Source organism: Paracoccus sp. SMMA_5_TC (assembly GCF_009696685.2).
Taxonomy (GTDB): domain Bacteria; phylum Pseudomonadota; class Alphaproteobacteria; order Rhodobacterales; family Rhodobacteraceae; genus Paracoccus.
Genome location: NZ_CP102355.1, coordinates 2,390,486 through 2,412,885, shown reverse-complemented (window position 1 = coordinate 2,412,885; position 22,400 = coordinate 2,390,486). Strand labels below are relative to the sequence as shown.

Sequence of the window (22,400 nt, the reverse complement as noted above, 5' to 3'; positions counted from 1 at the left end):
TGACGAAAGGGCTCAGTCCAGCAGCCGCAGCGCTTCAGCCGCGACAGCTTCGGCCGTGATGCCGAATTCCTTGTAAAGCGTGGGCGCCGGGGCCGAGGCGCCAAAGCCGATCATGCCGACAAAGCCCGCTTTCTTTTCCTTGCCGCGTTCGCCCAGCAACAGCCAGTCCCAGGGCTGGCGCACGGCGGCCTCGACGGCGACGCGCACCGGCCCTTTGGGCAGGACCTGCCGGCGATAGGCTTCGTCCTGGTCGCGGAACAGCTCCATCGACGGGACCGACACCACGCGGGTGGGGATGCCTTTCTGCTCCAGCAGGTCGCGCGCGGCGACGGCGATTTCCACCTCGGAGCCCGAGGCCATCAGGATTGCCTTGGGTTCGGCCGATGCCTCGCGCAGCACATAGGCGCCGCGTGCCGTCAGGTTGTCGCCGGCCTCCTGGCGTAGCGTGGGCAGGTTCTGCCGCGACAGCGCCAGCACCGCGGGCGTCGATTCGCTGGTCAGGGCGATTTCCCAGGCCTCGGCGGTCTCGATCAGATCGCAGGGGCGCAGGGTCAGCGTGTTCGGCGTCGCGCGGCAGATCGCCAGATGCTCGACCGGCTGGTGGGTGGGGCCGTCCTCGCCCAGGCCGATGCTGTCATGGGTCATCACATAGGTGACGGGCAGCCCCATCAGCGCGGACAGGCGCATGGCGCCGCGGGCATAATCGGTAAAGCACATGAAGGTGCCGCCATAGGGCCGCAGCCCGCCGTGCAGCCAGATGCCATTCATAGCCGCCGCCATGCCGTGTTCGCGGATGCCGTAATAGATATAGCGCCCGCTGCGGTTTTCGGGGGTGAAGCTGCCCAGATCCCTGGTCTTGGTGTTGTTCGAGCCGGTCAGGTCGGCCGAACCGCCGATGGTTTCGGGCAGGGCGGCGTTCACGGCCTCCAGCACCATCTCGCTGGCCTTGCGGGTCGCTACCTTGGGCTTGTCGGCCAATGCCTGCTGCTTGACCGCCGCAATGGCAGGGGCCAGGCGGTCGCTGACCGCGCCGGAAATGCGGCGGGCGAATTCATCGCGGTTTTCGGCTGCGTCCACGCGGGCATTCCATGCCTCGCGCGCGGCCCGGCCACGTGCGCCGATCTGGCGCCATTCGGCCAGAATGTCGTCGGGAATGACGAAGGCCGGGCTGTCCCAGCCATAATTCTGCCGCGCGGCGGCGATTTCCTCGGCCCCCAGGGGCGAGCCGTGCGCACCCGAAGTGTCCTGTTTCTTCGGCGCGCCGAAGCCGATGATGGTCTTGCAGGCGACCAGCACCGGCCGGTCATCCTTGCCCGAGGCCGCGTCGGCAAGCGCGCGGTCGATGTCGGCGGCATCATGGCCGTCGCAGGACAGCGTGCGCCAGCCCGAGGCCTCGAAGCGGCGCAGCTGATCGGTCGAATCCGACAGCGACACGCGCCCGTCGATGGTGATGTCGTTGTTATCCCACAGGACGATCAGGTTCTTCAGCTTCTGATGGCCGGCCAGGGCGATCGCCTCCTGGCTGATGCCTTCCATCAGGCAGCCATCTCCGGCGATGACCCAGGTCTTGTGATCGCACAGCTCGGCGCCGAACTGGGCACGCATCGCCTCTTCGGCGATGGCCATGCCGACAGCGGTGGCGATGCCCTGACCCAGGGGGCCGGTCGTGGTCTCGACACCTTCGGCGTGGCCGTATTCGGGATGACCGGCGGTGATCGACCCCCACTGCCGGAAGTTGCGGATCTGATCCAGCGACATCTGCTCATACCCCGTCAGGTAGAGCAGCGAATAGATCAGCATCGAGCCATGGCCCGCTGACAGCACGAAGCGGTCGCGATCGAACCAGTGCGGCGCAGCCGCGTCGAATTTCAGGTGGTTGCGAAACAGCACGGTGGCCACGTCGGCCATGCCCATCGGCATCCCGGGATGGCCGGAATTGGCGGCCTCGACGGCATCCATGGAAAGGACACGGATGGCGGTGGCGAGACGCCAGTGGGCGGGATCGGCCTTGCGGCGCGCGGCGAAGTCCATGGTCAGGCTCCTGGCAAAAGCGGGATGCCCGTTCTGATAGGCAGGCGCGCCCGCAGTTGCAACCCGCCAGCGGATCGGGCATTGCCGTGGCGATGCAGCAGGACCACCCCATTGTCGGTTTTCGCCAGGACCGGATCGGCGCCCGGATCATCTGCCTGTTGAACGTGATGCGCCTGTCGCGCAAGTTCGATGTGACTGGAAAATACCTCTGGTTGTCGGATGCGACCGGACCCTATGCCGACCTGCTGGATCCCGGCGATGTCCTGGCAGATTCGACGATTGCCGCGCATGTTCAGGTGGTGGGCCGGGCGCCCGATCTGACCGGGCGTCAAAATATCGGCGTGGTGGCGCGGCGCGTGAGCCAGCGGCAGTTCGCGCAGATGCTGGACCAGGGACATCGCTTTGTCTGCGATGCGATGGCCGAGCCGGTGGTGTTCATGGACGAATCGGCGGCCGATGTGGCGGCCGAAATGCGCGGCGTCGCCGCCGACCTGGCACTGGCCGCGCCGCTGCGGACAGCGTTGCAGGACTGCGTCCAGATGCTGGGGCACTGGGGCAATGGTCAGATTGCGGCCATTCATGTGCGGCGCGGCGATATTCTGGATGCGCATCCCTAGTCCTATTCCGGATGGTCCTCGAAATACGTTCCGGACGAGTTCTTTCGCGCCTTTCTTGCCGAGACGGGCGGGCCGGTGCTGGCATTCTCTGACACTTTGGCCGCAATCCCTCATCTGGCGCAGGGCGATCCGCGGGTTCTGGCGGTGGCCGATCTGTTGCAAGGGCTGCGCCTGCCGGTTGCCGCGCGCGACCTGCTGGAGCTGCTGTTGATGGCGCGTTGCGATCTGGTGGGTGCGCCGCATCAAAGCGCATTTTCCCGCGCAGCGGCGCTGATCGGGGGGTGCCGGATCGTGGGCCTGCCATCCGGCCTGTCCCCGGATCAGCGCGAAGCAGCCTATGATGCGCTGCTGGACAGGGTCGTGGCGCGTCCCGACAGCTTTCTTGCACCGGGCGATCTTGCGCAAAGCCTGGCCTATCTGGGCCGTCACGCCGTGCTGCGGGGTCGCGGAAACGAGCTTTTGGCCGTCTATGCGTCACAGAAGGCTTTTCTGAACCGCTTTCCCTTTCTGCATGGCGAACTGGCAGCCGTCGCACTGGACAGCGGCGATCTGCCCCAGGCCAGAAGGCTTGCGCGGCGGGGCCTTGACGCAGAAATGTTGCAAAAGCGCGATCGGGCCTTGCCGCGGCAGGTGCTGCTGCTTGCACGCGGCGACGACGAGCAGGCGACCGTCGCGGCAGAGTTTCTGGAACTGCTGTTTTCCGGGCGCGCTGCCGAGGGGGTGCTGATGCCGCGCCTCGCCCATCGGCTGGTGATGGAGGAGGGCCCGGCCGGACGCGCGCTGATGGCGGCGCCGATACTGGCCGGGGCGCTTGCGCAGGTCGATGCCGCCACGGGCCAGCCAAGCCTGCCGCTGTGGGTCTTGCGCTGCGACTGGGCGGAATTGATCGGGAACCCGCGCTTGCATGGCGATTTGCTGCTAAGCCCTGACCTGCACCGCAAGCTCGGCATGATCGCGCCCGGTTTGGCGCAGCTCGAGGCCGCGATTTCCGCTGGTGGCTGCCCGGACATACCCGAGGATTCGGCGCCCGTTCGCCTGGGCCTGGCGGGCGCGGTGCTGCGGGCACATGGGCGCCTGAACCGGGCGTTTTCGCTGCTGCACTGGCTGGATGCACATTGCCCTGACCAGCCGTTGACGCACAAAAGACTGGCAGATGCATGTTACAGCGCCGGCAACCGACGCGCAGGGGGGCGCTGGCTGCGATCGGCATTGGCGCTGGCGCCCGATAACCCGCTGTTGCACCTGTCGGCTGCCTTGCGTCTTGCTGAAGAAGGCGCGCTCGGCGACGGCATGCGGCATCTCGAGACGGCCAGTAACCTGTGGCCCGATCTGCCGCTGATCGCGCAGACCCGTCGACAATTGCGCCGCAGCTTGCCGCCCCCGGAAAAGGTCAGCGAATAATATCGTTGTCATGAAAACGAACTGCCGGCACACTTCTGGGAAGGGAGTCGGAACGACAGGCAGGGGGGTGTCATGACCGAGCATCAGACCAGATCCGTCGATCCCGTTGACGAGATATTGCCGCCAGTGCGGATGGCAACGCTGGGCTTGCAGCATGTGCTGGTGATGTATGCCGGGGCGGTTGCCGTGCCGCTGATCGTGGGGCGGGCGCTGAAACTGTCGCCGCAGGACGTGGCGTTTCTGATTTCTGCCGACCTGTTCTGCTGCGGCATCGCCACAATCATCCAGTCGCTTGGTGTAACCCGGTATTTCGGCATCCAGTTGCCGGTCATGATGGGTGTGACCTTTGCCTCGGTCGGACCGATGGTCGCGATGGCAAACGCCTATCCCGGGCCGGATGGGGCGCGGATGATCTTTGGTGCCATCATTGGCGCCGGCATCATCGCCATGCTTATCGCCCCGTTCATCGGCCGCATGCTGCGATTCTTTCCGCCGTTGGTCACGGGGACCATCATCCTGGTGATCGGGGTGACCTTGATGCGGGTTGGCATCAACTGGATCTTCGGCAACCCGGTCGGACCCACGGCGCCTAAGGTGGTGGATCCGGTGGCGGTAGGCTGGTTGAATCAGTTGAAGGAACTGGCCGGGACCGGCGCAGTGCCGGCATTGCCTGAAAATTTTGCCCCTGCGCCCAGCGTGCAGAACCCGCTTTATGCCCGGCCGATCAACATGGTGATCTCGGCCGTGGTCCTGGTGGCGATCCTGCTGATCGCCCGGTTCGGACGCGGCTTTGTGGCCAACATCGCTGTGCTGCTGGGGATGCTGGTAGGGGCGGCGCTGACCATCGCGCTGGGGCAGATGACATTTGAAAAGGTCGCCGAGGCGCATTGGTTCGGCATTGTCACCCCGTTCCATTTCGGCATGCCCATCTTTGACCCGGTGCTGATCATCACCATGGTCCTGGTGATGATCGTGGTGATGATCGAATCGACCGGCATGTTCCTTGCGCTGGGGGACATGACCGGCCGCAAGATCACGCCCGAACGGCTGACGGCCGGTCTGCGCACCGATGGCCTAGGCACGGTGATCGGCGGCATCTTCAATACATTCCCCTACACGTCCTTCAGCCAGAATGTCGGGCTTGTGGGCGTGACGGGTATCAAGAGCCGCTTCATCTGCGTGGCCGGTGGAGTCATCCTGATCCTGTTCGGCCTGATTCCCAAGATGGGTGCGGCGGTGGAATCCTTGCCGACATCGGTCCTGGGGGGCGCGGGGCTGGTCATGTTCGGGATGGTGGCAGCGACCGGTATCCGCATCCTGTCAACTGTGGATTTCGCAGGAAATCGCAACAACCTGTTCGTAGTGGCGGTATCGCTGGGCTTTGGCATGATCCCGCTGTTGGCGCCCGACTTCAAGCAATGGATGCCGCATGCCATTCATCCGCTGATCGAATCGGGGATTCTGCTGGCGACAATCGCGGCTGTCGGGCTGAACGCCTATTTCAACGGCACCGGCGGCAGCATCGAGGACGCCAAGCGCGCTGCCAGCATGGCCGACCACTGAGAGCAGCCGGACGGGCAGGGCTCAGGCGCTGCCTGTCTGGTCTTCGCGGTCCTTGGCGGGCGGCGCCGCCAGCGGATGATGGTTCAGCACCAGATCACGCATCCGCGCGTCCAGCACATGGGTATAGATTTCGGTCGTTCCCAGATCGGCGTGGCCAAGCAGTGACTGGATGACCCGCAGATCGGCGCCGCCCTCGAGCAGATGGGTGGCAAAGGCATGGCGCATCACATGCGGCGACACCCGCGATGGATCGATGCCGGCGGCCAGCGCCAGCTGGCGCAAAAGCCCGTTCATCGCCTGCCGGGTCATGTGCCCTTCGCGTCCGCTGGCGGGAAACAGCCATCTTGCGCCCTTGCCGGCGACCAGCCTGCCCAGCGGGCTGTCAGGCGGGGACTGGTCGCGATGCGCGATCCAATCCGCCAGCGCCCGTCGCGCCGGGTCGTTCAGGGGCACCAAGCGTTCCTTGCCCCCCTTGCCGCGGATCAGCAACAATTGCGGATCGCCGCGGCAAGCACTGATCGGCAGCGTCACCAGTTCGCTGACCCGCATGCCGGTTGCATAGATCAGTTCGATCAGCGCGGCATTCCGGCTGCGCTCGGCCGCGCTGCGTCCCAGGCGAGGCACCGCATCCAGCATCGCCTGCACCTCTGCCCGGCTCAGCGTGCGCGGCAGACGCTGTGCGCGACCAGGACCGCTGATGCGAATGGCCGGATCGTCGTCGCGCCAACCTTCTTCCAGCGCAAAGCGACAGAACTGGCGGATTGCGGACAGCCTGCGGGCGCGCGTTGCGCGCGACAGGCCCTGCGCAGCGCAGTGGGACAGGTAATCCTCGATCATCTCCCGCGTGATCTTCAGCAGACCAACGCCTTGACCCGACAGCCAGTCCAGCAGGTCCGACAGGTCGCGTCCATAGGCCAGCAACGTATTGCGCGCTGCCCCTGCCTCGGCCGCCTGAGCGTCCAGAAAGGCCGAAACCCGCCCCTGATCGCCCAATCCATGCCGCGTCATGGCGTCTTGCCACCCGGTGCGCCCATAAGATCGGGCGCCAGAATCAACTCGACGGCGGCTTGGCGCGCGATTTCCTGCTGTCCCAGCACCCGCAGCACCCGCAACCCCTGCGCTGCGCGCGCCAGGTCGCCATCCAGCCCCGCATCGACATCGGCCATGGCCTGCAACAACGCCTCGCCACGACGGTTTGCAACAATCAGCCGTGCAGTCGTTTCGGGGACATTTCGTTCCGATGGGCCCAGAAACGCGGGAAAAAGCTGCTCGGCCGCCGGGCGGTCAGCGGTCGGGGGGGCAGATGCCGGCTCGCCCTGGGCGAATCCCAGCAACCAGACGTCGAGGGGGCTGGCGCCTTGGGGTGTGGCCTGAACGACCTGCGCCTGACCTGCCTGTAACGCCAGCCACAAGGCAATCTGGCCAGCGCGATCGGGCAGATTCAATCCACCAACCTCGGCGCCGACCATGTCGGCAAGCGCCGGGCCAAGCCCGGCCGCAACCATGCTGTCGAAAGCCCGGATCAGGGCCGGCCCGATCTGTTCATCCTGACGCGAGGCCAGCGCATCGGCCAACGCCTGGATTGCTGCCGCTCGGTCCCAGACCCCGCCCGAAGCTGCCGGCTTCTGCGCCAGATAGATGGCGCGCAGCTGTGATGCCGGAATCGCACCCGCCCGCGCCAGGCGTTCCGCAGCATCCAGCTGTGCCTTCCAGCCGCCGTTCTCGCCCAGATCGGCCAGCGCGAAAGGCAGCGGCAGACTGCCCGATGGCAGCGGTTGCCCGATCGCCTCATGCAAACGCAGATGCAGTGGCGTGACCACCTGCGGCGGCGGCAGGTCTTCGACGGTGTCGGCATAGGCGTCATCCAGGTAACGCGCCAGCAGGGGGGCCATGTCGGGCGGCAACTGGCCCATCATCTCTGCGCCGTGAAAGACCAGCGCGGCGGCGGCCCAGTCGCCGCTATAGGCCAGGCAGAAGATGCGCGCCGAAAAACTGGGCGCCACGCCCGGCGTGCGGTCCATCACCTCGCAGGCCTGCGCTTCGTCGGCAGAGAGCAGCGCAATATCGAACAGGCGGCGAAAACGTTCGGGGTCGCCAGGGCCGGCAGTGCGCAACAACTCCTTGGCTGCGCCGGTCGCACCCATGTCCAGCAGCTTGTCCACCCGCGCCAGGAACAGCTGACCTTCCTCGCCCGCCTGGGTGCGCGGAGGATTCAATTGCGCGGCGAGCAAACGCCGTTCCAGCCGGCGCAAGGACGGCAGTCGCGGGTTCGAGGCGCGGATCAGCCGAACAAGCGTCTGCACCTCGCTGTCACCCCAAAGATCGGCCGGCAGGCCGGCCGCGCGGGGCGAGACCGTGCCCTTGCCATCGGGATTGCCTTCACCCAGGCGGGTCACGCCGACCGGTTCGACAGCCCCTGATCGGGCGATCTGGTCCTTGCTGCGGCGCTGAGTCTCGGCCGGGCGCGGGTCGCCGGGGCGCCACGCGGACACCGTGCCCGGAGCCTGGACGCTGCCCGATAACCAGTCGCTGGCGGATAGAGGTGGCCGGGCCTGGGCGGCGGGTGCCATGCCCATCGCGGCCGCCAGTGCCGCGAACATCAGCGGACGGATATCAGTCCAGATCATTTTGGGACGCTTGCGCAGCAGGGGCGGGTGGTGCCGCGCTGGCCGCAGGTTCGGCCGATCCCGTGGCGGGCGAGGGCTGGGGGCTTGCGCCAAGATCCAGTTGCACGGGCATCCTCATTTCGCGCGGCTTGGAACTCATGTCGCCAAGATAGGCATATCCGACAAGCCCCAGCAGCACCAGAATCATCAGGATGGCTGCCGTCTTGATCAAGCGCATGAAATGTCCCTTCTGCTCAATGTCATGTCTAAATCCGGTCTGTCGCCGGTTCGTGCGAAATATATATGGCATTTTGCGAAAGATCACGCCATCAGTCACCTCGGTTCCAGAATGGGTTGCCGGGGCGGGGATGCGGCGGAATATCGTGCTGATCGGGATGATGGGGGCGGGCAAGACGGCCATTGGCAGCGAATTGTCGCGCCGGCTGCACCGGCCATTCACCGACATCGATGCCGAGATCGAGCGTGCCGCCGCGATGACCATTCCCGAGATATTCGCCCGCGATGGCGAAGAATTCTTCCGCGCACGCGAATCCGAAATACTCGCGCGGGTGCTGCAATCGGGCAGCGGCATCGTCTCGACCGGGGGGGGCGCCTGGATGCGGCCGCAGAACCGTGAGACCATCGACAGCCACGGCCTGGCGGTGTGGCTGGACTGCGACCTGGAAACGCTGTGGCAACGGGTCAAGGGCAGGCCGACGCGGCCGTTGCTGCAAACCCCCGATCCTCGCGGCACGCTGGAACGACTGCTGAACGAACGCCGGCCGGTTTACGAACTGGCGACCATTCGCGTGCCGGCACGGCGTGGCGACAGCATCGATCAGACGACGAACCGGGTGATGGATGCCATTCGCGCCCATGATCCGGCGATTCTGGAGGCGACATGACCATCGAAACCGTGCGCGTCGATCTGGATGCGCGATCCTATGACGTGCGCATCGGCCAAGGGCTGCTGGATCGGGCCGGGGAAGAAATCCGGGCCCTTGCCGGTCCGCGAAGGGTCGCGATCCTGACCGACGAGACCGTCGCGGGCCTGCATTTGCCGCGCCTGCAGCAATCGCTGGCGCAGGCAGGGCTTGCCGCCAGTTCCCTGGCCTTGCCGGCGGGCGAGGCCACCAAATCCTGGGCCGAACTGGGCCGGGCCGTCGAATGGCTGCTGTCCTGCCGCATCGAGCGCAAGGATCTGGTGATCGCGCTGGGGGGCGGGGTGATCGGCGATCTGGCGGGTTTTGCCGCGGCGATCCTGCGCCGTGGCCTGCGCTTCGTGCAGATTCCCACCACCCTGCTGGCGCAGGTGGACAGTTCCGTGGGCGGCAAGACCGGCATCAACAGCCCGCAGGGGAAAAACCTGATCGGAGCCTTTCATCAACCATCGCTGGTGCTGGCCGACATCGACGTCCTGCAGACCCTGACCCCGCGCGATTTTCGTGCAGGTTACGCCGAGGTGGCGAAATACGGCCTGCTGGGGGATGAGGCGTTCTTTGCCTGGCTGGAAGAGGCCGGGCCGGGGCTGGTGCATGATCCCGGCAAGCTGCAACGGGCCGTGCGCCATTCCGTCGCCATGAAGGCAGGGATCGTCCAGCGCGATGAAACCGAACAGGGCGAACGGGCGCTGCTCAACCTGGGGCATACCTTCGGCCATGCGCTGGAATCGGCCACCGGCTATGGTGCGCGGCTGCTTCATGGCGAGGGGGTGGCCATCGGCTGCACACTGGCTTTTGAACTGTCCGCGCGCATGGGCCTGTGTAGCCAAGAGGCGCCGTCGCGGGTCGCCGCGCATTTCGCCGCCATGGGCCTGCCCTGCCGCATCGGCGACATTCCGGGCGATCTGCCCGATGACGAGGCGCTGATCGCCCTGATGGCGCAGGACAAGAAGGTGCAGGACGGCCGGCTGCGCTTTATCCTAGTGCACGGCATTGGCCGGGCCTTCGTCACCGACCAGGTCGATCCGGCGCTGTTGCGTCAGGTGCTGGCGTCATCGCGCTGATCCTGGGCAGTGGCGGGGTGGCGCGGCGGCACCACCTCGTCATGCATCAGCTTGCGGTCGCGGTCGCGCCGCAGGGCTGCCCGCCCCAGCATCAGCAGCGTGATGGGCGTCGTCAGCATGATGAAGATGCCGACCATCATCTCATGCACCACCGGCCTGGTCTGGGTCAGCGAAAACATCAGCATCGAGGCGAGGATTATCAGGAACGTGCCATAGCTGTAGCCCAAGGTCGGCGCGTGCAGCCGCTGATAGAAGCTTTTCAGCCGGATCAACCCGATCCCGCCCAGCAGCGTCAGGCTGGCACCGATGGTCACGAACAGCGCGATGACGATGGCCGCCCAGGGCGGCAGCAGCTCAAGATGGGTCATTCGATCACCTCGCCGCGCATAAGGAACTTGGCCGCGCAGACGGTGGTGACGAAGCCCAGAACCGCGATGACCAGCGCCCCCTCGAAAAAGAACACCGTGCCATTGCCCATGCCGATGACCAAAAACAGCAGCATGGCATTGATATACATGGTATCGAGGCCCAGCACCCGATCCTGCGCGCGCGGGCCGCGCAGCATACGCCAGCAGGCCAGGCCCAGCGCCAGAACCAGGGCGATCTGCGCGTAGCCCAAGGCAAGCTTCAGGATCAGGACGCTCATTCGAAAATCTCCATCAGCAGGGTCTCGTATCGGTTGCGGACAAACTCCTGCCAGTCGCCGCTGCTGCGCAGATCCAGGACATGCAGCAGCAAGCGTCCGTCCTCGGGCTCGTATTCGATCCAGGCGGTGCCGGGGGTGGTCGACAGGATGACCGCTAGCAGCGCGATGGCGTTGGGGTCGCGCAGCTGCAATTCCAATTCGACAAACCCGGAATGATAGGCCGGATGGTTCGGCCCCAGCAACAACACACGTGCGACGCTGATATTCGACCGCAGGATATCGCGCGCCACAACCCACATCAGCTGCGGGATCGCCGACCAGCGGCGGATGCGGGGTCGCGGCGGATGCAGATATTCCACCGCCCAGCCGGCAATCAGCGCGATGATCGTGCCCAGCACCAGATGACCCGGCGAAAACGCCGTCAGGAACAGCCACATCACCACCAGGGCCAGCGACATCAGCGGATGGGGGATCAACCGGGTCATCGCGCCTCCTCTGGCGGTGTGGGGCCAACCGCCTCGCCCGGGCTGGGGGCGGCGACTTGCGGCGCGGCACTGTCCTTGGGCGCGGCGCGCACGTCCTGGGCATCGACCAGGACCGCGTTGCGATAGACGCCGGGCTGCAACAGCGCGCTGGCGGTGTCGCGGGCATAAGCCATCAGCGGCTCGGCCCGCAGGGTCTGCAGGCCGATCATGCCGAGCAGGATCAGAACCGGGAACAGCTCCAGCGCCAAGATGCGCGGCGGCGCCGATTCATCGGCCCAAAAGCGGCGGATGCCAAAGCGCATCAGCCCGATCAGCACCGCAAGGCCGCTGACGATCAGCAGCCCCGAATATATCCATAGCAGCGGCGACAGGCGCTCCTGTGCCGCCATGTTGTCGCCGAACATGCCTTGCAGGATCGCCAGCTTGCCGATGAAGCCCGGCAGCGGCGGCAACCCCGCCAGCATCGCCGCCAGCAACGCGAAACACACGGTCATCGTCAACCAGCTGACGGTGCGTTCGCTGGCCGGGGCGGGCGCATCCTCGACCGTGTCCAGCCCCATCGGCGCCCAGGTGGCGTTCGTCAGTTCGGGTTCGGACCCATCGATGGCATCCTGACTGCGCGGGTCGTCGCGGCTGACCGGCTCGGCCACCAGGAAGAATGCCGAAACCGCCGCGGTCGAGCCGATCATGTAAAATAGCGCCCCGCTGAGGATGCCCGGACCGCCACCCGCCTGGGCAAAGCCGATGGCGGTCAGCACCGTCCCCGAGGACAGGATTGCCAGATACCCCCCTTTGCGCGCCAGTTGCGGGGTGGCCAGCAGGCCGACCATGCCATATCCCATGGTCAGCATGCCGGCGACGATCAGGACAGGCGCGCCGAAACCGGCCGAAATTCCGGCATCGACCCCCAGGACCAGCATCGACAGCCGCAGGATCACATAGACCCCCACCTTGGTCATGATCGCCATGATCGCGGCGGCCGGCGCAGAGGCGACGCCGTAAGTCGGCGGCAGCCAGAAGCACAGCGGCCAGGCCGCCGCCTTGATCAGGAAGGCCAGCCCCAGGAAACCCGCGGCGGCGTGAAACAGCAGTCGGCGCTCGTCATCCAGCCAGTGCAGGGCGCGCGCCACATCGGCCATGTTCAGCGTGCCGGTGGTGCCATAGACCAGCGCCACCCCGATCAGGAACAGCAGCGATGCGGCAAGGTTGATGGCGATGTAATGCAGGCCGGCCTTGATCCGTTCGGGCCCCGAACCATGCAGCATCAATCCGTATGAGGCCGCCAGCATCACCTCGAAAAACACGAACAGGTTGAACAGGTCGCCGGTCAGGAAGGCCCCGTTGACCCCTGCCAGCAGGAACTGGAACATGCTGTGATAATGCTGTCCCTTGCCGTGCCAGCCCGCCGCCGCATAGATCAGCGACGGCGCCGCCAGCAACGAGGTCAGCATCACCATCATCGCCGACAGCCGGTCCAGCACCAGCACGATCCCCACCGGCACCGGCCAGTCCCCCAGCCGATACAGGCCGACAACCGTGCCGCCGCGCTCGGTTGCGGATTTCACATCGGCCAGCAACTCGGCCGAGGCCAGAAAGGTCAACCCCACCGCCACCAGTCCGAACACCAGCTTTTTCTGGCGGGCGGTGTCGCTGTAGAACAGCATGATGGCCCCGGTGAGGATCGGGATCAGGATGGGCGCCAGGATCAGGTGGTCCGCGGCGGTCATGGCTTGCGCTCCTTGCCGTCCACATGGTCGGTGCCCGTCGCGCCGCGCGCGGCGATCATGACCACCAGAAACAGCGCGGTGGTGGCAAAGCTGATGACGATTGCGGTCAACACCAGCGCCTGCGGCAGCGGATCGGCATAGGCGGTCGGATCGACAAAGCCGCCCTTGGGCATGATCGGTGCGGCGCCGACGTAAAGCCGCCCCATCGCAAAGATGAACAGGTTGACGCCATAGGCGAGCAGACACAGGCCCACGATCACCTGATAGGATCGCGGCCGCAGCAGCAGCCAGACCCCCGATCCGGTCATGACGCCGATGGCCAGGGCCAGGATCAGTTCCATCACGCCTCCTCGTGTTCAGGGTTGGCTGGTCGGGGGGAGACGCGCAGCGACTGATGCGCGATCGCCACCAGCATCAGGACGATCGCCCCCAGCACCAGCGCAAACACACCCAGGTCGAACAGCATCGCCGTCGAAAACGGCACCTTGCCCAGCAGCGGCAGCTGCAGGTATTGCGCATGCGCGCTGAGGAATGGATAGCCGAAAAGCCAGGATCCCATCCCGACCACCGCCGCAGTGGTCAGCCCCACTGCCATCCACCGCACCGGCAGAATGGTCAGCCGCGCCTCGACCCAGCGAACATTTGCGGCCACATATTGCAGCAGCAGGCCGATTGCCAGGGTGACGCCAGCTGCAAAGCCGCCGCCCGGCAGATCATGGCCGCGAAAGAACAGATAGGCCGACAAGGTGATGATCGGGGCAAACATCCATTGCATCAGCACGGCCGGAACGAACAGGTAACTGGCCAACCCCTGTTCCTCGGCATCCTGCTGCGGGCGCGGGCGGGCCACGCTTTCGGGGGCGGGGCGAAAGCGGCGCAGCAGCGCATAGACCGTCAGCCCCACCACCGCCAGCACGGTGATTTCGCCGAAGGTGTCAAAGGCACGGAAATCAACCAGAATGACGTTGACGACATTGGTGCCGCCGCCCTCGACATAGGCATTGCGCAGGAACCAGTCGCCCACCGATGGGCCCGGCGGTGTCAGCAACACCGCCAGCGCCAGCGCTGTCATACCCGCCCCACAGGCAACCGCGATCAGCAGGTCGCGAAACCGGCGATAGCGCGCGGCCAGATCCCCGTCACCGGGAATGGTGTCGTCACGCTTGGGCAACCAGCGCAGACCCAGCAGCAGCAGGGTCGTGGTGGCGATCTCGACCAACAGCTGGGTCACGGCAAGGTCGGGCGCGGACAGCCAGACGAATGTGGCGCAGGTCACCAGACCGGCGCCCCCCATCAGCACCAGCGCGGCAAAGCGGTGATATTTGGCCTGCCAGGCCGCGCCTATGGCGCAGATGCCGCCGACCACCCACAGCAGCGCAAACACGGCTTCCGAGGCGGCAATCCTGGGCAGCGGCACGTTCCATTCCAGCACCGCCAGCACGAACCAGGCCGAGGCCAATGCCAGCAGCACGATCGCCCGCATCTGTGCCTGCAAGCCGTTGGCCTGGAACAGGCCCATGAACGCCACCGGCAGCCGCTGCGTCAGCAGGTGCAGCGACCACTCGAAGCCTCGGGCCACGTCGATCACGCGCAGCAGGCGAAAGCCTTCGGCCCCGCTGTCGATCAGGCGACGGGGCAAAAGATAGATCAGCGCCCCGATGCTCATGGCGATCAGGCTCATGATCAGGGCCGGGGTGACGCCATGCCACAGCTTGATGCTGTAGGTCGGCAGCGAGGTTCCCACAACCGCCAGGCTGGCGGTGGCCAGCCATGGGCCCAGCACCTTTTGGGGAAAGATGCCGACCGCCAGGCAGATCGTCACCAGGACCGCCACCGGCAGGCGCATCAGCATCGGCGGCTCGTGCGGGGTCTGCGGCAAGTCTTGCGCCGGTGGGCCGAAAAACACCGTCACGATGAAGCGCAGCGAATAGGCGGCGCTGAACGCACCGGCCAGCACGGCGATATAGGGGGCGACATTGTCCAGCGGACTGCCATTGTTCCAGACGTAAGTCGCCTCGAAGAACATCTCCTTGGACAGGAAACCGTTCAGCAGCGGCACCCCGGCCATCGCCGCCGATGCAATCATCGCCAGGGCCGCGGTGACCGGCATCGATCGCGCCAGACCCGACAGGCGGCGCATGTCGCGGGTGCCGGTTTCATGATCGATGATGCCGGCGGCCATGAACAGCGATGCCTTGAACACGGCATGGTTGACGATGTGAAATATCGCCGCAACCAGCGCAAGCGGGCTGCCGATGCCGATCAGTGCCGTGATCAGACCCAGGTGGCTGATGGTCGAATAGGCCAGAAGGCTTTTGAGATCGTGGCAGAATATGGCGACAAAGGCACCAATGACCAGCGTGGCCAGGCCGAATCCGGTGACGATCTGGAACCACAGGTCGGTTTCGCCCAGCACCGGGTGAAAGCGCAGCAACAGGAATACCCCGGCCTTCACCATTGTGGCCGAATGCAGATAGGCCGAAACCGGGGTCGGGGCGGCCATGGCATTGGGTAGCCAGAAATGAAACGGAACCTGCGCCGATTTGGTGAATGCCCCCAGCAGGAACAAGCCCAGGATGATTGCATACAGCGGATGTGCGCGAACCTGTGGCCCGGCCTGCAGCACCTTGTCCAGGTCGTAACTGCCCGCCACCTGTCCCAGCAGCACCATGGCCAGCAGCAGGCACAGCCCCCCGCCGGCGGTCACGATCAGCGCCATCCTTGCGCCGTCACGCGCATCCTGACGATGATACCAGTAACCGATCAGCAGAAATGAGGCGAGGCTGGTAATCTCCCAGAAGATCACCATCATCAGGATATTGCCTGACAGGATCACCCCTGCCATCGCCCCCGCGAAAGCCAGCAGGCATGAATACAGCCGGGGCGCGGAATCCTCGGGCGACATGTAGTAGCGGGCATAGATCGTCACCAGCAGCCCGATGCCGGCGACCAGCACCATGAACAACCAGGCAAAGCCGTCCATGCGAAAGTTCAGATCAAGCCCCAGAGAGGGGACCCAGTTCATCCGGGCGTGAATACGGCCCGAATCAGCGACCGCCGGGTAAAGCCAACCGAGGATCGCCAGCATCACCAGCATGGTGACGCCGGAAAGGATCGCTTCGGCATTGCGGGCGCGGATCGAAAGTGTGGCGGCCAGCGCGGCTGCGCCGAATGGTGCCAGAACAAGTAACAGCAACAGGTTCTGTTCGACCATCGGCACCCTTTTCGATTGGAATGTGCTCGATCATAGACGGGTGGTCGCGCCAATCACAATCGTTCCTGAGGGAAAAACCACGATTTTCTGTCCGCTCATGAAGATTTTATCTGCTGCGAGCGTGTCCCCTGTTCGGGGCTACAGGCGCGTGATCTCCCGCAGTTCGCCGTTCTCGACCAGAATTTCGCGCGGCATGGGATGGCTGATGAAGTGGACCGGGCTGGCTGTCGGTCCATAAGCCCCACAAGCGTGGATCGCCAGAAGGTCGCCTTCGTCCAGACGCGGCAGCAACACGCCACTGCCCAGCTTGTCGATAGAGGTGCAGAGCGGGCCGCAGATGTCGGTCTTTTCCTCGGCGCGCGCCGCGTTGTCGCCTTGGTCGATGCGATGCATGACATAGTTGCGCCGCAGAACCATACCGAAATTCCCCGAGGCGGCCAGATTGGCGTTGAGGCCCCCGTCGCAAATGGCCATTCGGGTGCCGCGCGATTGCTTGACCGACAGAACCCGCGTCAGGAACCAGCCCGCCGGGCCGACCAGATAGCGGCCCAGTTCCAGCACCAACTGACAGTCGGCAAAGCCAGCATCGGCGCAAAACGCATCAAGATCCGGGCCGATATCGGCGGCGATTGCCGCCAGATCCAGCGCAGTGTCGCCGGGATGATAGGGGATGCCCAGTCCGGCACCGAAAATCAGCCTGCGCGGCTTCAGCCCCATTGTCGCGCAGGTATCGCGGAACACCCGCATGAAGATCCGCCAGTTCTCGCAGATGGCTTCGGGCTTCAGACATTGCGTGCCCGAATAGATGTGCAGGCCGATGATGCGCAGATGCGGCAATGCGGCTATCTGGGGCAGAACCTCGGCCGCATCCTCGATGTCGATGCCGAAGGCGCTGGGCCGGCCGGCCATCTGGTCGCCAAACCCCCGCGGCACCCGATCCGGGGCCAGGCGCACCATGATTTCCTGGACTCGGTTGCATTCGGCAGCGATCTGATCGGCCAGTCGCGCCTCGCGCAGGCTTTCCACGACCAGCTCGCCTATCCCGCCCTGAATGACGGCGCGCAACTCTGCCTCGCGCTTGGCCGGTCCGGTAAAGCTGATGCGGTCGGCCGGCCAGCCCGCCTGCCGTGCAAGAGCGAACTCACCACCCGAGGAAATGTCAAGGCTATCGACACGGCCGAGCATCCACCCCAGAACGCCGGGGTTCGGGTTGCTTTTCACCGCAAAGCTTATCTTGAACCAACGGCTGAAATGCGCACGCAGATCGGCCAGCCGTTGCGCCATCGTGTCGGCGCAATAGACATATGCGGGTGTGCCGAACTGCGTGGCCGCTTGGGTCAGAACCCGATCCAGAGAGGGCTCAGCCAAGGGAGTCAACATAGGCCAGAATGGCGTTCACGGTATCGAAATTGTCCAGGGTCACGTCTCCAGGCTGGACCCGGATGCCCGCATGTTCTTCGACAAAGGAAATCAGCCCGACCATCGCGACCGAATCCAGCATGCCGCTGGAAAACAGTTCACTGTCCCCATCGATCGGCATGTCTATGTTCAGTTCGCGCCGGATGTAGGCGATCAGGTTTTCCGGGTTCAGGCTCATCGGCTTGTGCCTTTCATGCAATCTGCGGGGTGGCCGCCTTGGCGGTCGAGATGATGGCGGGACGATCAAGCTTGCCGCTGGCGGTGCGAGGCATCGCTCCGTCCCAGGTGAAATAGTGCTGCGGCCGCATGTAGTGCGGCATCACCCGCAAGCAGTGGGTCGCCAGCGCCGAAGCATTCCCGTGCGGCAGGTAACTGACCGCCACATGCACGGCCTGACCCAGTTCGGGGTCGTCGACACCATAGGCGACCACATCGGCGACCATGCCGCTTTGGGAAATCGCATCCTCGACCTCGGTCGGGGAAAGGCGAAAGCCCAGGGTCTTGATCATCTCGTCCATGCGGCTCACGAACCACAGATCGCCGTCCTCGTCCACCCGGACCAGATCGCCCGAATAGACGACCGGCTCGTCCCCGATCAGATGCGCAAGCTCGGGGCAGGGACGGATCTTCTGCGCGGTGATATCAGGCTTTTCCCAATAGCCCATGCTGACAAGCGGTCCGGCGTGGACCAGCTCGCCCTGTTCGCCGGGGCCCGCAATCCCTTGGCCATGCTTGACAACGAACACCTGTGCATTCGGGATCTGCTGTCCGATCGACCCCATCTTGCGTGCAAAACGATCGGGTTGCAGATATGTCGAGCGGAATGCCTCGGTCAGGCCATACATCAGGTAGATATTCACATCCGGAAAGACCTGCGGCAGCAGTTCGAGGATATTCGGGGGTATCTTGCCGCCGGTGTTGGTGATCCGACGCAGCGCTGGCAGGGCCATGGGTCGATCTGCCAGCACCCGCACGATCTGATTCCACAAAGGTGGCACGCCTGCGATGCCCGTGACAGCCTTGTCACGCGCCATGCGCAGGATCTCGGCCGGCATGGTCAGTGGCTGATGCACCACCGTGCCACCGGTCAGCATCATCGTCGTGAGCTGGTTCAACCCGGCATCGAAGCTGTAGGGCAGCACGGAAAGCAGCCGGTCATCGGCCCCCAGACCCAGATAGCTCGCGACCGATATGGCCCCCACGCGAATATTGCGATGGCTGAGCATCACCCCCTTGGGCGCGCCGGTCGAGCCCGAGGTATAGATGATCATGGCCAGGGATCGGGGGTCGCATTCGTCGGGCGCAGAGCCGCTGTCGGCCGGCAAGGCAGACCACGGGTCTGCGCCCTGGGCAAGACCCGCGGTCTTGCCGTGAACCAGATAGGCGGTGCCGTCGGCAAGGGCGTTGTCGCCGACCAGTCCGCTCAGTGCCGCCTGCGGCAGGATGACGGCCCGGGCGCGGCAGTCGCGGGCGACATAGGCCAATTGCGCCGCTGTCCACCGGATATTGACATTGACTGCGACCGCCCCGGCCTTCCAGATGCCGAACATCGCGGCCACTTCGTCGATGCTCTTGCGCAAATGCACGATGACCCGATCGCCCGGCCGCACGCCCCGCCGCCGCAGCCAGTCGCACACTTGACCCGACAGCGCCGCCAGTTCGGCGTAGGTCACGCTGCGGTCGGCGTCCTCGGCCGCGGATTTGGTCGCATTCCCCGGCAGGTTGTCGGACAGAAGGCTCCACATGCAGCGGTCGAAATCATCAGGCATCGCCGACGTCCTTCTTTCGTGCCGCAAAGATCGGCAGACTTGGATAGATCTTCGCCGGAGAGCCTATCACCACCGAATCCGAAGGCACGTTTGTCGTTACCGCCGTGTTTGCCCCGATGCGAACGCGGTCCCCGATCGTGATCGGCCCCAGAACGCAGGAGTTGACCCCGATAAAGACATCATCGCCGATGACGGGGGCGCCGGGGCGCATGTTGGTGCCGATGGTGACGTTGTGCATCACCCCGCAGCGATCGCCGATGACCGTATCGGGGTGGATCGACAACGATCCCTCGGCATGGATGATGTGGAAGTCCTTGCCGATGCGCACCTGCGGCGGGATCCAGACCTTGGTGATGTTCAGAATGAAGATCCGCATGAGCGCATAGGGCTTGCTGGCAATCCATCTCAGCGCGGGTTGACGCAAACCCAGCGCCCAGCGTCCGTAGCGATAAACCGCCAGCGACACGAATGCCGGATCGGTCAACGATCTGCCATGTCGTCTGTAATCATCGCGCAGATTTTCAAACATCTGGATACACTGACAAATACTTCTGCATCAAAACGGGTGTTTCGACCAATATTCTGTCATTGGAGGTCAAACTCAACCTGACTGTTAGGACGGGTTTTAAGGGTTTTCGGCCGCGATCAGGTCCATCACGCGCAAGATCCGATCCCAGTCGACTCGGTAGCCGGTCGCCGGGCCCTGGCCGATCACCATTGCAAAACGCTGCTGCCAGCAATCGGTCAGCAACTTCATCGAGGTGGTCACCCGATCTGCAGGCTGAAGCGTCAACAGGGTCGATCCGGGCGCCATCGCCAGCACGGCATGGGCCATCTGGCTGCCCTCGACCCCGACCGCCAACCGCGCGCCCCCGATCGCATCGGCAAGCTGGTCAGCGCTCATGCGGTCCAGATACAGCGTGCGGAAACCGAACTCGCTTTCGAATCTTTCGGCGATCTCGTCCTCATTTTCCAGGATTCGGGCATCGCCGCTGCGACCGCGATAAAGGAATACCCCCGGCACGGATTTAGGATCGCGTCCAGCCAGCAGAAGTCCCCGATTGTATTGGGCCCGAGCCTGACGGTTGCTGTTATTGTGCAGATCATCAAAGAGGATCAGCTCGTCGAAATGCACGTTGGCGACCCTTTCCGGCGTCACCTGCAACAATTGCTCGTATCGGTCGGCATGGCCGCCCCGGACGGGCATCGATGTGACGGGCTTTCCCGCCGCCTCGGCAAGGCGATAGGCCAGGCAATCGTTCAGCAGCCAGTTGCCGAACCAACGGTTGCCCGTCCAGCTTTCATACATCGCACCCGATATTGCCTGCTGTGGGCGGTGATAGGCCAATCGCCGGCCATTGCGGGCCCGCAGATGCATTTCGCCCCCCTCGGCATGAAGCACCCCGTCCACAAGATCGACGTCCCGCAGGCGATAGGCCATGGTGGCGGGAACGTGTTCGGCGGGATCGCCGGACATTTGCGCAATCACGTCGGCCAGATCGCCGAATTCGGTGCGCTGTACGCGGTCGATCTCGTCCGTCAACCAGATCCCGCGCGGGATGGCAACGGTTTCGGCGGGCGCAACAATCCAGGACTCGACTGCCTGATTCAGGAACACGCTGTGATTTGGTGTCAGAATTCGGCGCAGACGATTGCGAAGCGGTCGGAACGAGGGCATGCGGGCCTCATGATCGGTTGTGGTTCAGCATGGCATGGGGCAGCATGTCGTGAAAGCCTAGTCGGGCTGCAATTGCATGTCGGGCGCCAGTGCCGCCAGCAATTGTCGTGCAATCGCCTGGTGATCGGCCAGTGAGGGATGCCACAGACATGCGTTCCGTCGCAGCTTGCCAAGCTTTACCACCTGCACGGGAACGCCCGTTGCCCGCAGATCGCGCGCAGCGATCTCATGCGCTTCGATCAGTTCAGGACCGTATTCGCCAAAGGCCAGCAGAACCAACCGAGCCGAGGGCGATCGGGCCAGCGCCTGTTGCGCGAGCCTGACCAGCGCGGGCGCGAAATCGGCGGCCAGTTCTGCCTTGTTGCTCCAGGCTTCGCCGGGCGGCAAGGGAGAGCCGAAGTCATTGGATCCCAGTGCGATGACAATGACATTCGCGGCCTGGTGGGGCAGTTCAGGAATTGCCCGCTGCGAGGGCAGGGGATGGGGATAAAGCTGTGGCATCACCGTCCCGCCGCCGCCGTAATTGCGCAAAAGACCGATACCGGATCGCGCATAGATGCGAAGATCGGCCCCCATCGCCTTGGCCACCAGGGCAGGATATGCGCGCGTGGTGTCCGTGGCGGCAAAGATTTCCTCGCCCGTGCAGCTTCGGATCGCCGCGGTATTGCCAAACCCCACAGTGTCGGAATCGCCTATGAATTCGACCAGTTCTGCGCGAGCGGGCGGAGCGGGCAAGGGCTTTGTTCCGGGCGGCAGATACAGGCCTGACAGTTCGGATGCGGCGGCGCTCTCTCCCAGCTTTTGCACGGTGATGCGATGCGCGCCCGGCTGCAGGTCGTGAACATGCAGCTCTTGTCGCCCAGGTCGCGACAGTTCGATGGTGCTATCGTCGATTTCCACCCGCCAGCGATTTTCGGAATCGTCCAGTCGAAGATTGATCGCGGTTCCCGAAAATTCCGCCTGCAACGTGATGCCCGGCCATTCGTGAAGCAAGCCGCCATCACTGGCAGCGGCCACAGGGCCGCCGATCCTGGCGGGCAGGGGCGTCAGCTCGGCTTGCCAAGGAACCAGTTCGGCCCGAAATCCGGCGTCGGCAGGAACGGAAAGCATCGGCACCGGCACCTGGGGCCGAGCCGGTCGCGTCGCGATCCAGACCGCAGCACCGATCATCAGCACCGCAGCCAGAGCCAGTCCCAGCTTGCCGATCTTGCTGTCGCGCATTTTCACCCCTTTTCCGAA

Annotated in this window: 21 protein-coding genes; 5 read left to right on the top strand and 16 right to left on the bottom strand. The window is 64.7% G+C overall.

What is annotated here, in order from left to right; all coding sequences use genetic code 11:
- Positions 1-12 precede the first annotated feature (12 nt).
- Positions 13-2,031, bottom strand: coding sequence for a transketolase (gene tkt / locus GB880_RS12445; protein ID WP_154550528.1), 2,019 nt, complete (start codon positions 2,029-2,031; stop codon positions 13-15).
- Between the two features lie 56 nt (positions 2,032-2,087).
- Here tkt and GB880_RS12440 point away from each other — a divergent pair, with 56 nt between their 5' ends.
- The 3 genes from GB880_RS12440 (at position 2,088) to GB880_RS12430 (ending at position 5,612) form a co-directional block, all read left to right on the top strand.
- Positions 2,088-2,648: a hypothetical protein gene (locus tag GB880_RS12440; RefSeq protein WP_263467167.1), complete on the top strand. Its 561-nt coding sequence runs from the start codon at positions 2,088-2,090 to the stop codon at positions 2,646-2,648.
- 75 nt (positions 2,649-2,723) lie between these two features.
- Positions 2,724-4,049 (top strand): hypothetical protein, encoded by a 1,326-nt coding sequence (locus GB880_RS12435; RefSeq protein WP_263467166.1) that lies wholly within the window; start codon positions 2,724-2,726, stop codon positions 4,047-4,049.
- Between the two features lie 72 nt (positions 4,050-4,121).
- Positions 4,122-5,612 carry a nucleobase:cation symporter-2 family protein gene (locus tag GB880_RS12430; protein ID WP_154490100.1) on the top strand — a complete coding sequence of 497 codons (1,491 nt, stop codon included), beginning with the start codon at positions 4,122-4,124 and terminating at the stop codon, positions 5,610-5,612.
- 21 nt (positions 5,613-5,633) lie between these two features.
- On the opposite strand, the gene GB880_RS12425 is transcribed toward GB880_RS12430, so the two are convergent.
- The 3 genes from GB880_RS12425 to GB880_RS12415 are packed head-to-tail and all read right to left on the bottom strand — an operon-like array spanning position 5,634 to position 8,456.
- A complete protein-coding gene (locus GB880_RS12425; protein WP_154490098.1) occupies positions 5,634-6,620 on the bottom strand; it encodes a site-specific tyrosine recombinase XerD in 987 nt (328 codons plus the stop codon).
- The gene (locus GB880_RS12420; RefSeq protein ID WP_154490096.1) at positions 6,617-8,239 is read right to left on the bottom strand and encodes a hypothetical protein; all 1,623 of its coding nucleotides are present in this window, start codon (positions 8,237-8,239) and stop codon (positions 6,617-6,619) included. Before GB880_RS12420 ends, GB880_RS12425 begins: the two co-directional genes overlap by 4 nt.
- Entirely contained in the window at positions 8,226-8,456 is a 231-nt protein-coding gene (locus tag GB880_RS12415) for a hypothetical protein (protein ID WP_154490094.1), read from the bottom strand. Before GB880_RS12415 ends, GB880_RS12420 begins: the two co-directional genes overlap by 14 nt.
- 130 nt (positions 8,457-8,586) lie before the next feature.
- Between GB880_RS12415 and GB880_RS12410 the strand changes: the two genes are divergently transcribed.
- Both GB880_RS12410 and aroB read left to right on the top strand, forming a co-directional pair.
- Positions 8,587-9,123: a shikimate kinase gene (locus tag GB880_RS12410; RefSeq protein WP_154490092.1), complete on the top strand. Its 537-nt coding sequence runs from the start codon at positions 8,587-8,589 to the stop codon at positions 9,121-9,123.
- Positions 9,120-10,223 (top strand): 3-dehydroquinate synthase, encoded by a 1,104-nt coding sequence (gene aroB / locus GB880_RS12405; protein WP_154490090.1) that lies wholly within the window; start codon positions 9,120-9,122, stop codon positions 10,221-10,223. The genes GB880_RS12410 and aroB overlap by 4 nt, the downstream gene beginning before the upstream one ends.
- Here the strand turns inward: aroB and mnhG are convergent.
- From mnhG to GB880_RS12345, 12 genes are all read right to left on the bottom strand, one after another.
- The gene (gene mnhG / locus GB880_RS12400) at positions 10,199-10,591 is read right to left on the bottom strand and encodes a monovalent cation/H(+) antiporter subunit G (RefSeq protein ID WP_154490088.1); all 393 of its coding nucleotides are present in this window, start codon (positions 10,589-10,591) and stop codon (positions 10,199-10,201) included. The two genes, aroB and mnhG, sit on opposite strands and share 25 nt — an antisense overlap.
- The gene (locus GB880_RS12395) at positions 10,588-10,869 is read right to left on the bottom strand and encodes a K+/H+ antiporter subunit F (RefSeq protein ID WP_154490086.1); all 282 of its coding nucleotides are present in this window, start codon (positions 10,867-10,869) and stop codon (positions 10,588-10,590) included. Before GB880_RS12395 ends, mnhG begins: the two co-directional genes overlap by 4 nt.
- Positions 10,866-11,354 carry a Na+/H+ antiporter subunit E gene (locus GB880_RS12390; protein WP_154490084.1) on the bottom strand — a complete coding sequence of 163 codons (489 nt, stop codon included), beginning with the start codon at positions 11,352-11,354 and terminating at the stop codon, positions 10,866-10,868. Before GB880_RS12390 ends, GB880_RS12395 begins: the two co-directional genes overlap by 4 nt.
- Positions 11,351-13,081, bottom strand: a complete 1,731-nt coding sequence (locus tag GB880_RS12385; RefSeq protein ID WP_154490082.1) for a monovalent cation/H+ antiporter subunit D — start codon at positions 13,079-13,081, stop codon at positions 11,351-11,353. The genes GB880_RS12390 and GB880_RS12385 overlap by 4 nt, the downstream gene beginning before the upstream one ends.
- Entirely contained in the window at positions 13,078-13,422 is a 345-nt protein-coding gene (locus GB880_RS12380; RefSeq protein WP_154490080.1) for a Na+/H+ antiporter subunit C, read from the bottom strand. The genes GB880_RS12385 and GB880_RS12380 overlap by 4 nt, the downstream gene beginning before the upstream one ends.
- A complete protein-coding gene (locus GB880_RS12375; protein WP_154490078.1) occupies positions 13,422-16,295 on the bottom strand; it encodes a monovalent cation/H+ antiporter subunit A in 2,874 nt (957 codons plus the stop codon). Before GB880_RS12375 ends, GB880_RS12380 begins: the two co-directional genes overlap by 1 nt.
- A 138-nt stretch (positions 16,296-16,433) precedes the next feature.
- The gene (locus GB880_RS12370) at positions 16,434-17,663 is read right to left on the bottom strand and encodes a type III PLP-dependent enzyme (protein ID WP_229774250.1); all 1,230 of its coding nucleotides are present in this window, start codon (positions 17,661-17,663) and stop codon (positions 16,434-16,436) included.
- Positions 17,656-17,892: an acyl carrier protein gene (locus GB880_RS12365; RefSeq protein WP_154490074.1), complete on the bottom strand. Its 237-nt coding sequence runs from the start codon at positions 17,890-17,892 to the stop codon at positions 17,656-17,658. The genes GB880_RS12370 and GB880_RS12365 overlap by 8 nt, the downstream gene beginning before the upstream one ends.
- A 13-nt stretch (positions 17,893-17,905) precedes the next feature.
- Complete coding sequence (locus GB880_RS12360; protein WP_154490072.1) at positions 17,906-19,483, bottom strand: AMP-binding protein; 1,578 nt, start codon at positions 19,481-19,483, stop codon at positions 17,906-17,908.
- Positions 19,476-20,012 (bottom strand): serine O-acetyltransferase, encoded by a 537-nt coding sequence (locus tag GB880_RS12355; RefSeq protein WP_154490070.1) that lies wholly within the window; start codon positions 20,010-20,012, stop codon positions 19,476-19,478. Before GB880_RS12355 ends, GB880_RS12360 begins: the two co-directional genes overlap by 8 nt.
- 96 nt (positions 20,013-20,108) lie before the next feature.
- The gene (locus tag GB880_RS12350; protein ID WP_263467165.1) at positions 20,109-21,101 is read right to left on the bottom strand and encodes a glycosyltransferase family 61 protein; all 993 of its coding nucleotides are present in this window, start codon (positions 21,099-21,101) and stop codon (positions 20,109-20,111) included.
- Positions 21,102-21,218: 117 nt separating this feature from the next.
- A complete protein-coding gene (locus GB880_RS12345; protein WP_154490067.1) occupies positions 21,219-22,382 on the bottom strand; it encodes an SGNH/GDSL hydrolase family protein in 1,164 nt (387 codons plus the stop codon).
- Positions 22,383-22,400: the final 18 nt, after the last annotated feature.

Coding starts and splice junctions, on each gene's coding strand:
- mnhG (WP_154490088.1), bottom strand. CDS start 10,591: ATGACCCATCTTGAGCTGCTGCCGCCCTGGGCGGCCATCGTCATCGCG.
- GB880_RS12390 (WP_154490084.1), bottom strand. CDS start 11,354: ATGACCCGGTTGATCCCCCATCCGCTGATGTCGCTGGCCCTGGTGGTG.
- GB880_RS12410 (WP_154490092.1), top strand. CDS start 8,587: ATGCGGCGGAATATCGTGCTGATCGGGATGATGGGGGCGGGCAAGACG.
- GB880_RS12430 (WP_154490100.1), top strand. CDS start 4,122: ATGACCGAGCATCAGACCAGATCCGTCGATCCCGTTGACGAGATATTG.
- tkt (WP_154550528.1), bottom strand. CDS start 2,031: ATGGACTTCGCCGCGCGCCGCAAGGCCGATCCCGCCCACTGGCGTCTC.
- GB880_RS12365 (WP_154490074.1), bottom strand. CDS start 17,892: ATGAGCCTGAACCCGGAAAACCTGATCGCCTACATCCGGCGCGAACTG.
- GB880_RS12385 (WP_154490082.1), bottom strand. CDS start 13,081: ATGACCGCCGCGGACCACCTGATCCTGGCGCCCATCCTGATCCCGATC.
- GB880_RS12360 (WP_154490072.1), bottom strand. CDS start 19,483: ATGCCTGATGATTTCGACCGCTGCATGTGGAGCCTTCTGTCCGACAAC.
- GB880_RS12425 (WP_154490098.1), bottom strand. CDS start 6,620: ATGACGCGGCATGGATTGGGCGATCAGGGGCGGGTTTCGGCCTTTCTG.
- GB880_RS12355 (WP_154490070.1), bottom strand. CDS start 20,012: ATGTTTGAAAATCTGCGCGATGATTACAGACGACATGGCAGATCGTTG.
- GB880_RS12420 (WP_154490096.1), bottom strand. CDS start 8,239: ATGATCTGGACTGATATCCGTCCGCTGATGTTCGCGGCACTGGCGGCC.
- GB880_RS12375 (WP_154490078.1), bottom strand. CDS start 16,295: ATGGTCGAACAGAACCTGTTGCTGTTACTTGTTCTGGCACCATTCGGC.
- aroB (WP_154490090.1), top strand. CDS start 9,120: ATGACCATCGAAACCGTGCGCGTCGATCTGGATGCGCGATCCTATGAC.
- GB880_RS12380 (WP_154490080.1), bottom strand. CDS start 13,422: ATGGAACTGATCCTGGCCCTGGCCATCGGCGTCATGACCGGATCGGGG.
- GB880_RS12395 (WP_154490086.1), bottom strand. CDS start 10,869: ATGAGCGTCCTGATCCTGAAGCTTGCCTTGGGCTACGCGCAGATCGCC.
- GB880_RS12415 (WP_154490094.1), bottom strand. CDS start 8,456: ATGCGCTTGATCAAGACGGCAGCCATCCTGATGATTCTGGTGCTGCTG.
- GB880_RS12345 (WP_154490067.1), bottom strand. CDS start 22,382: ATGCGCGACAGCAAGATCGGCAAGCTGGGACTGGCTCTGGCTGCGGTG.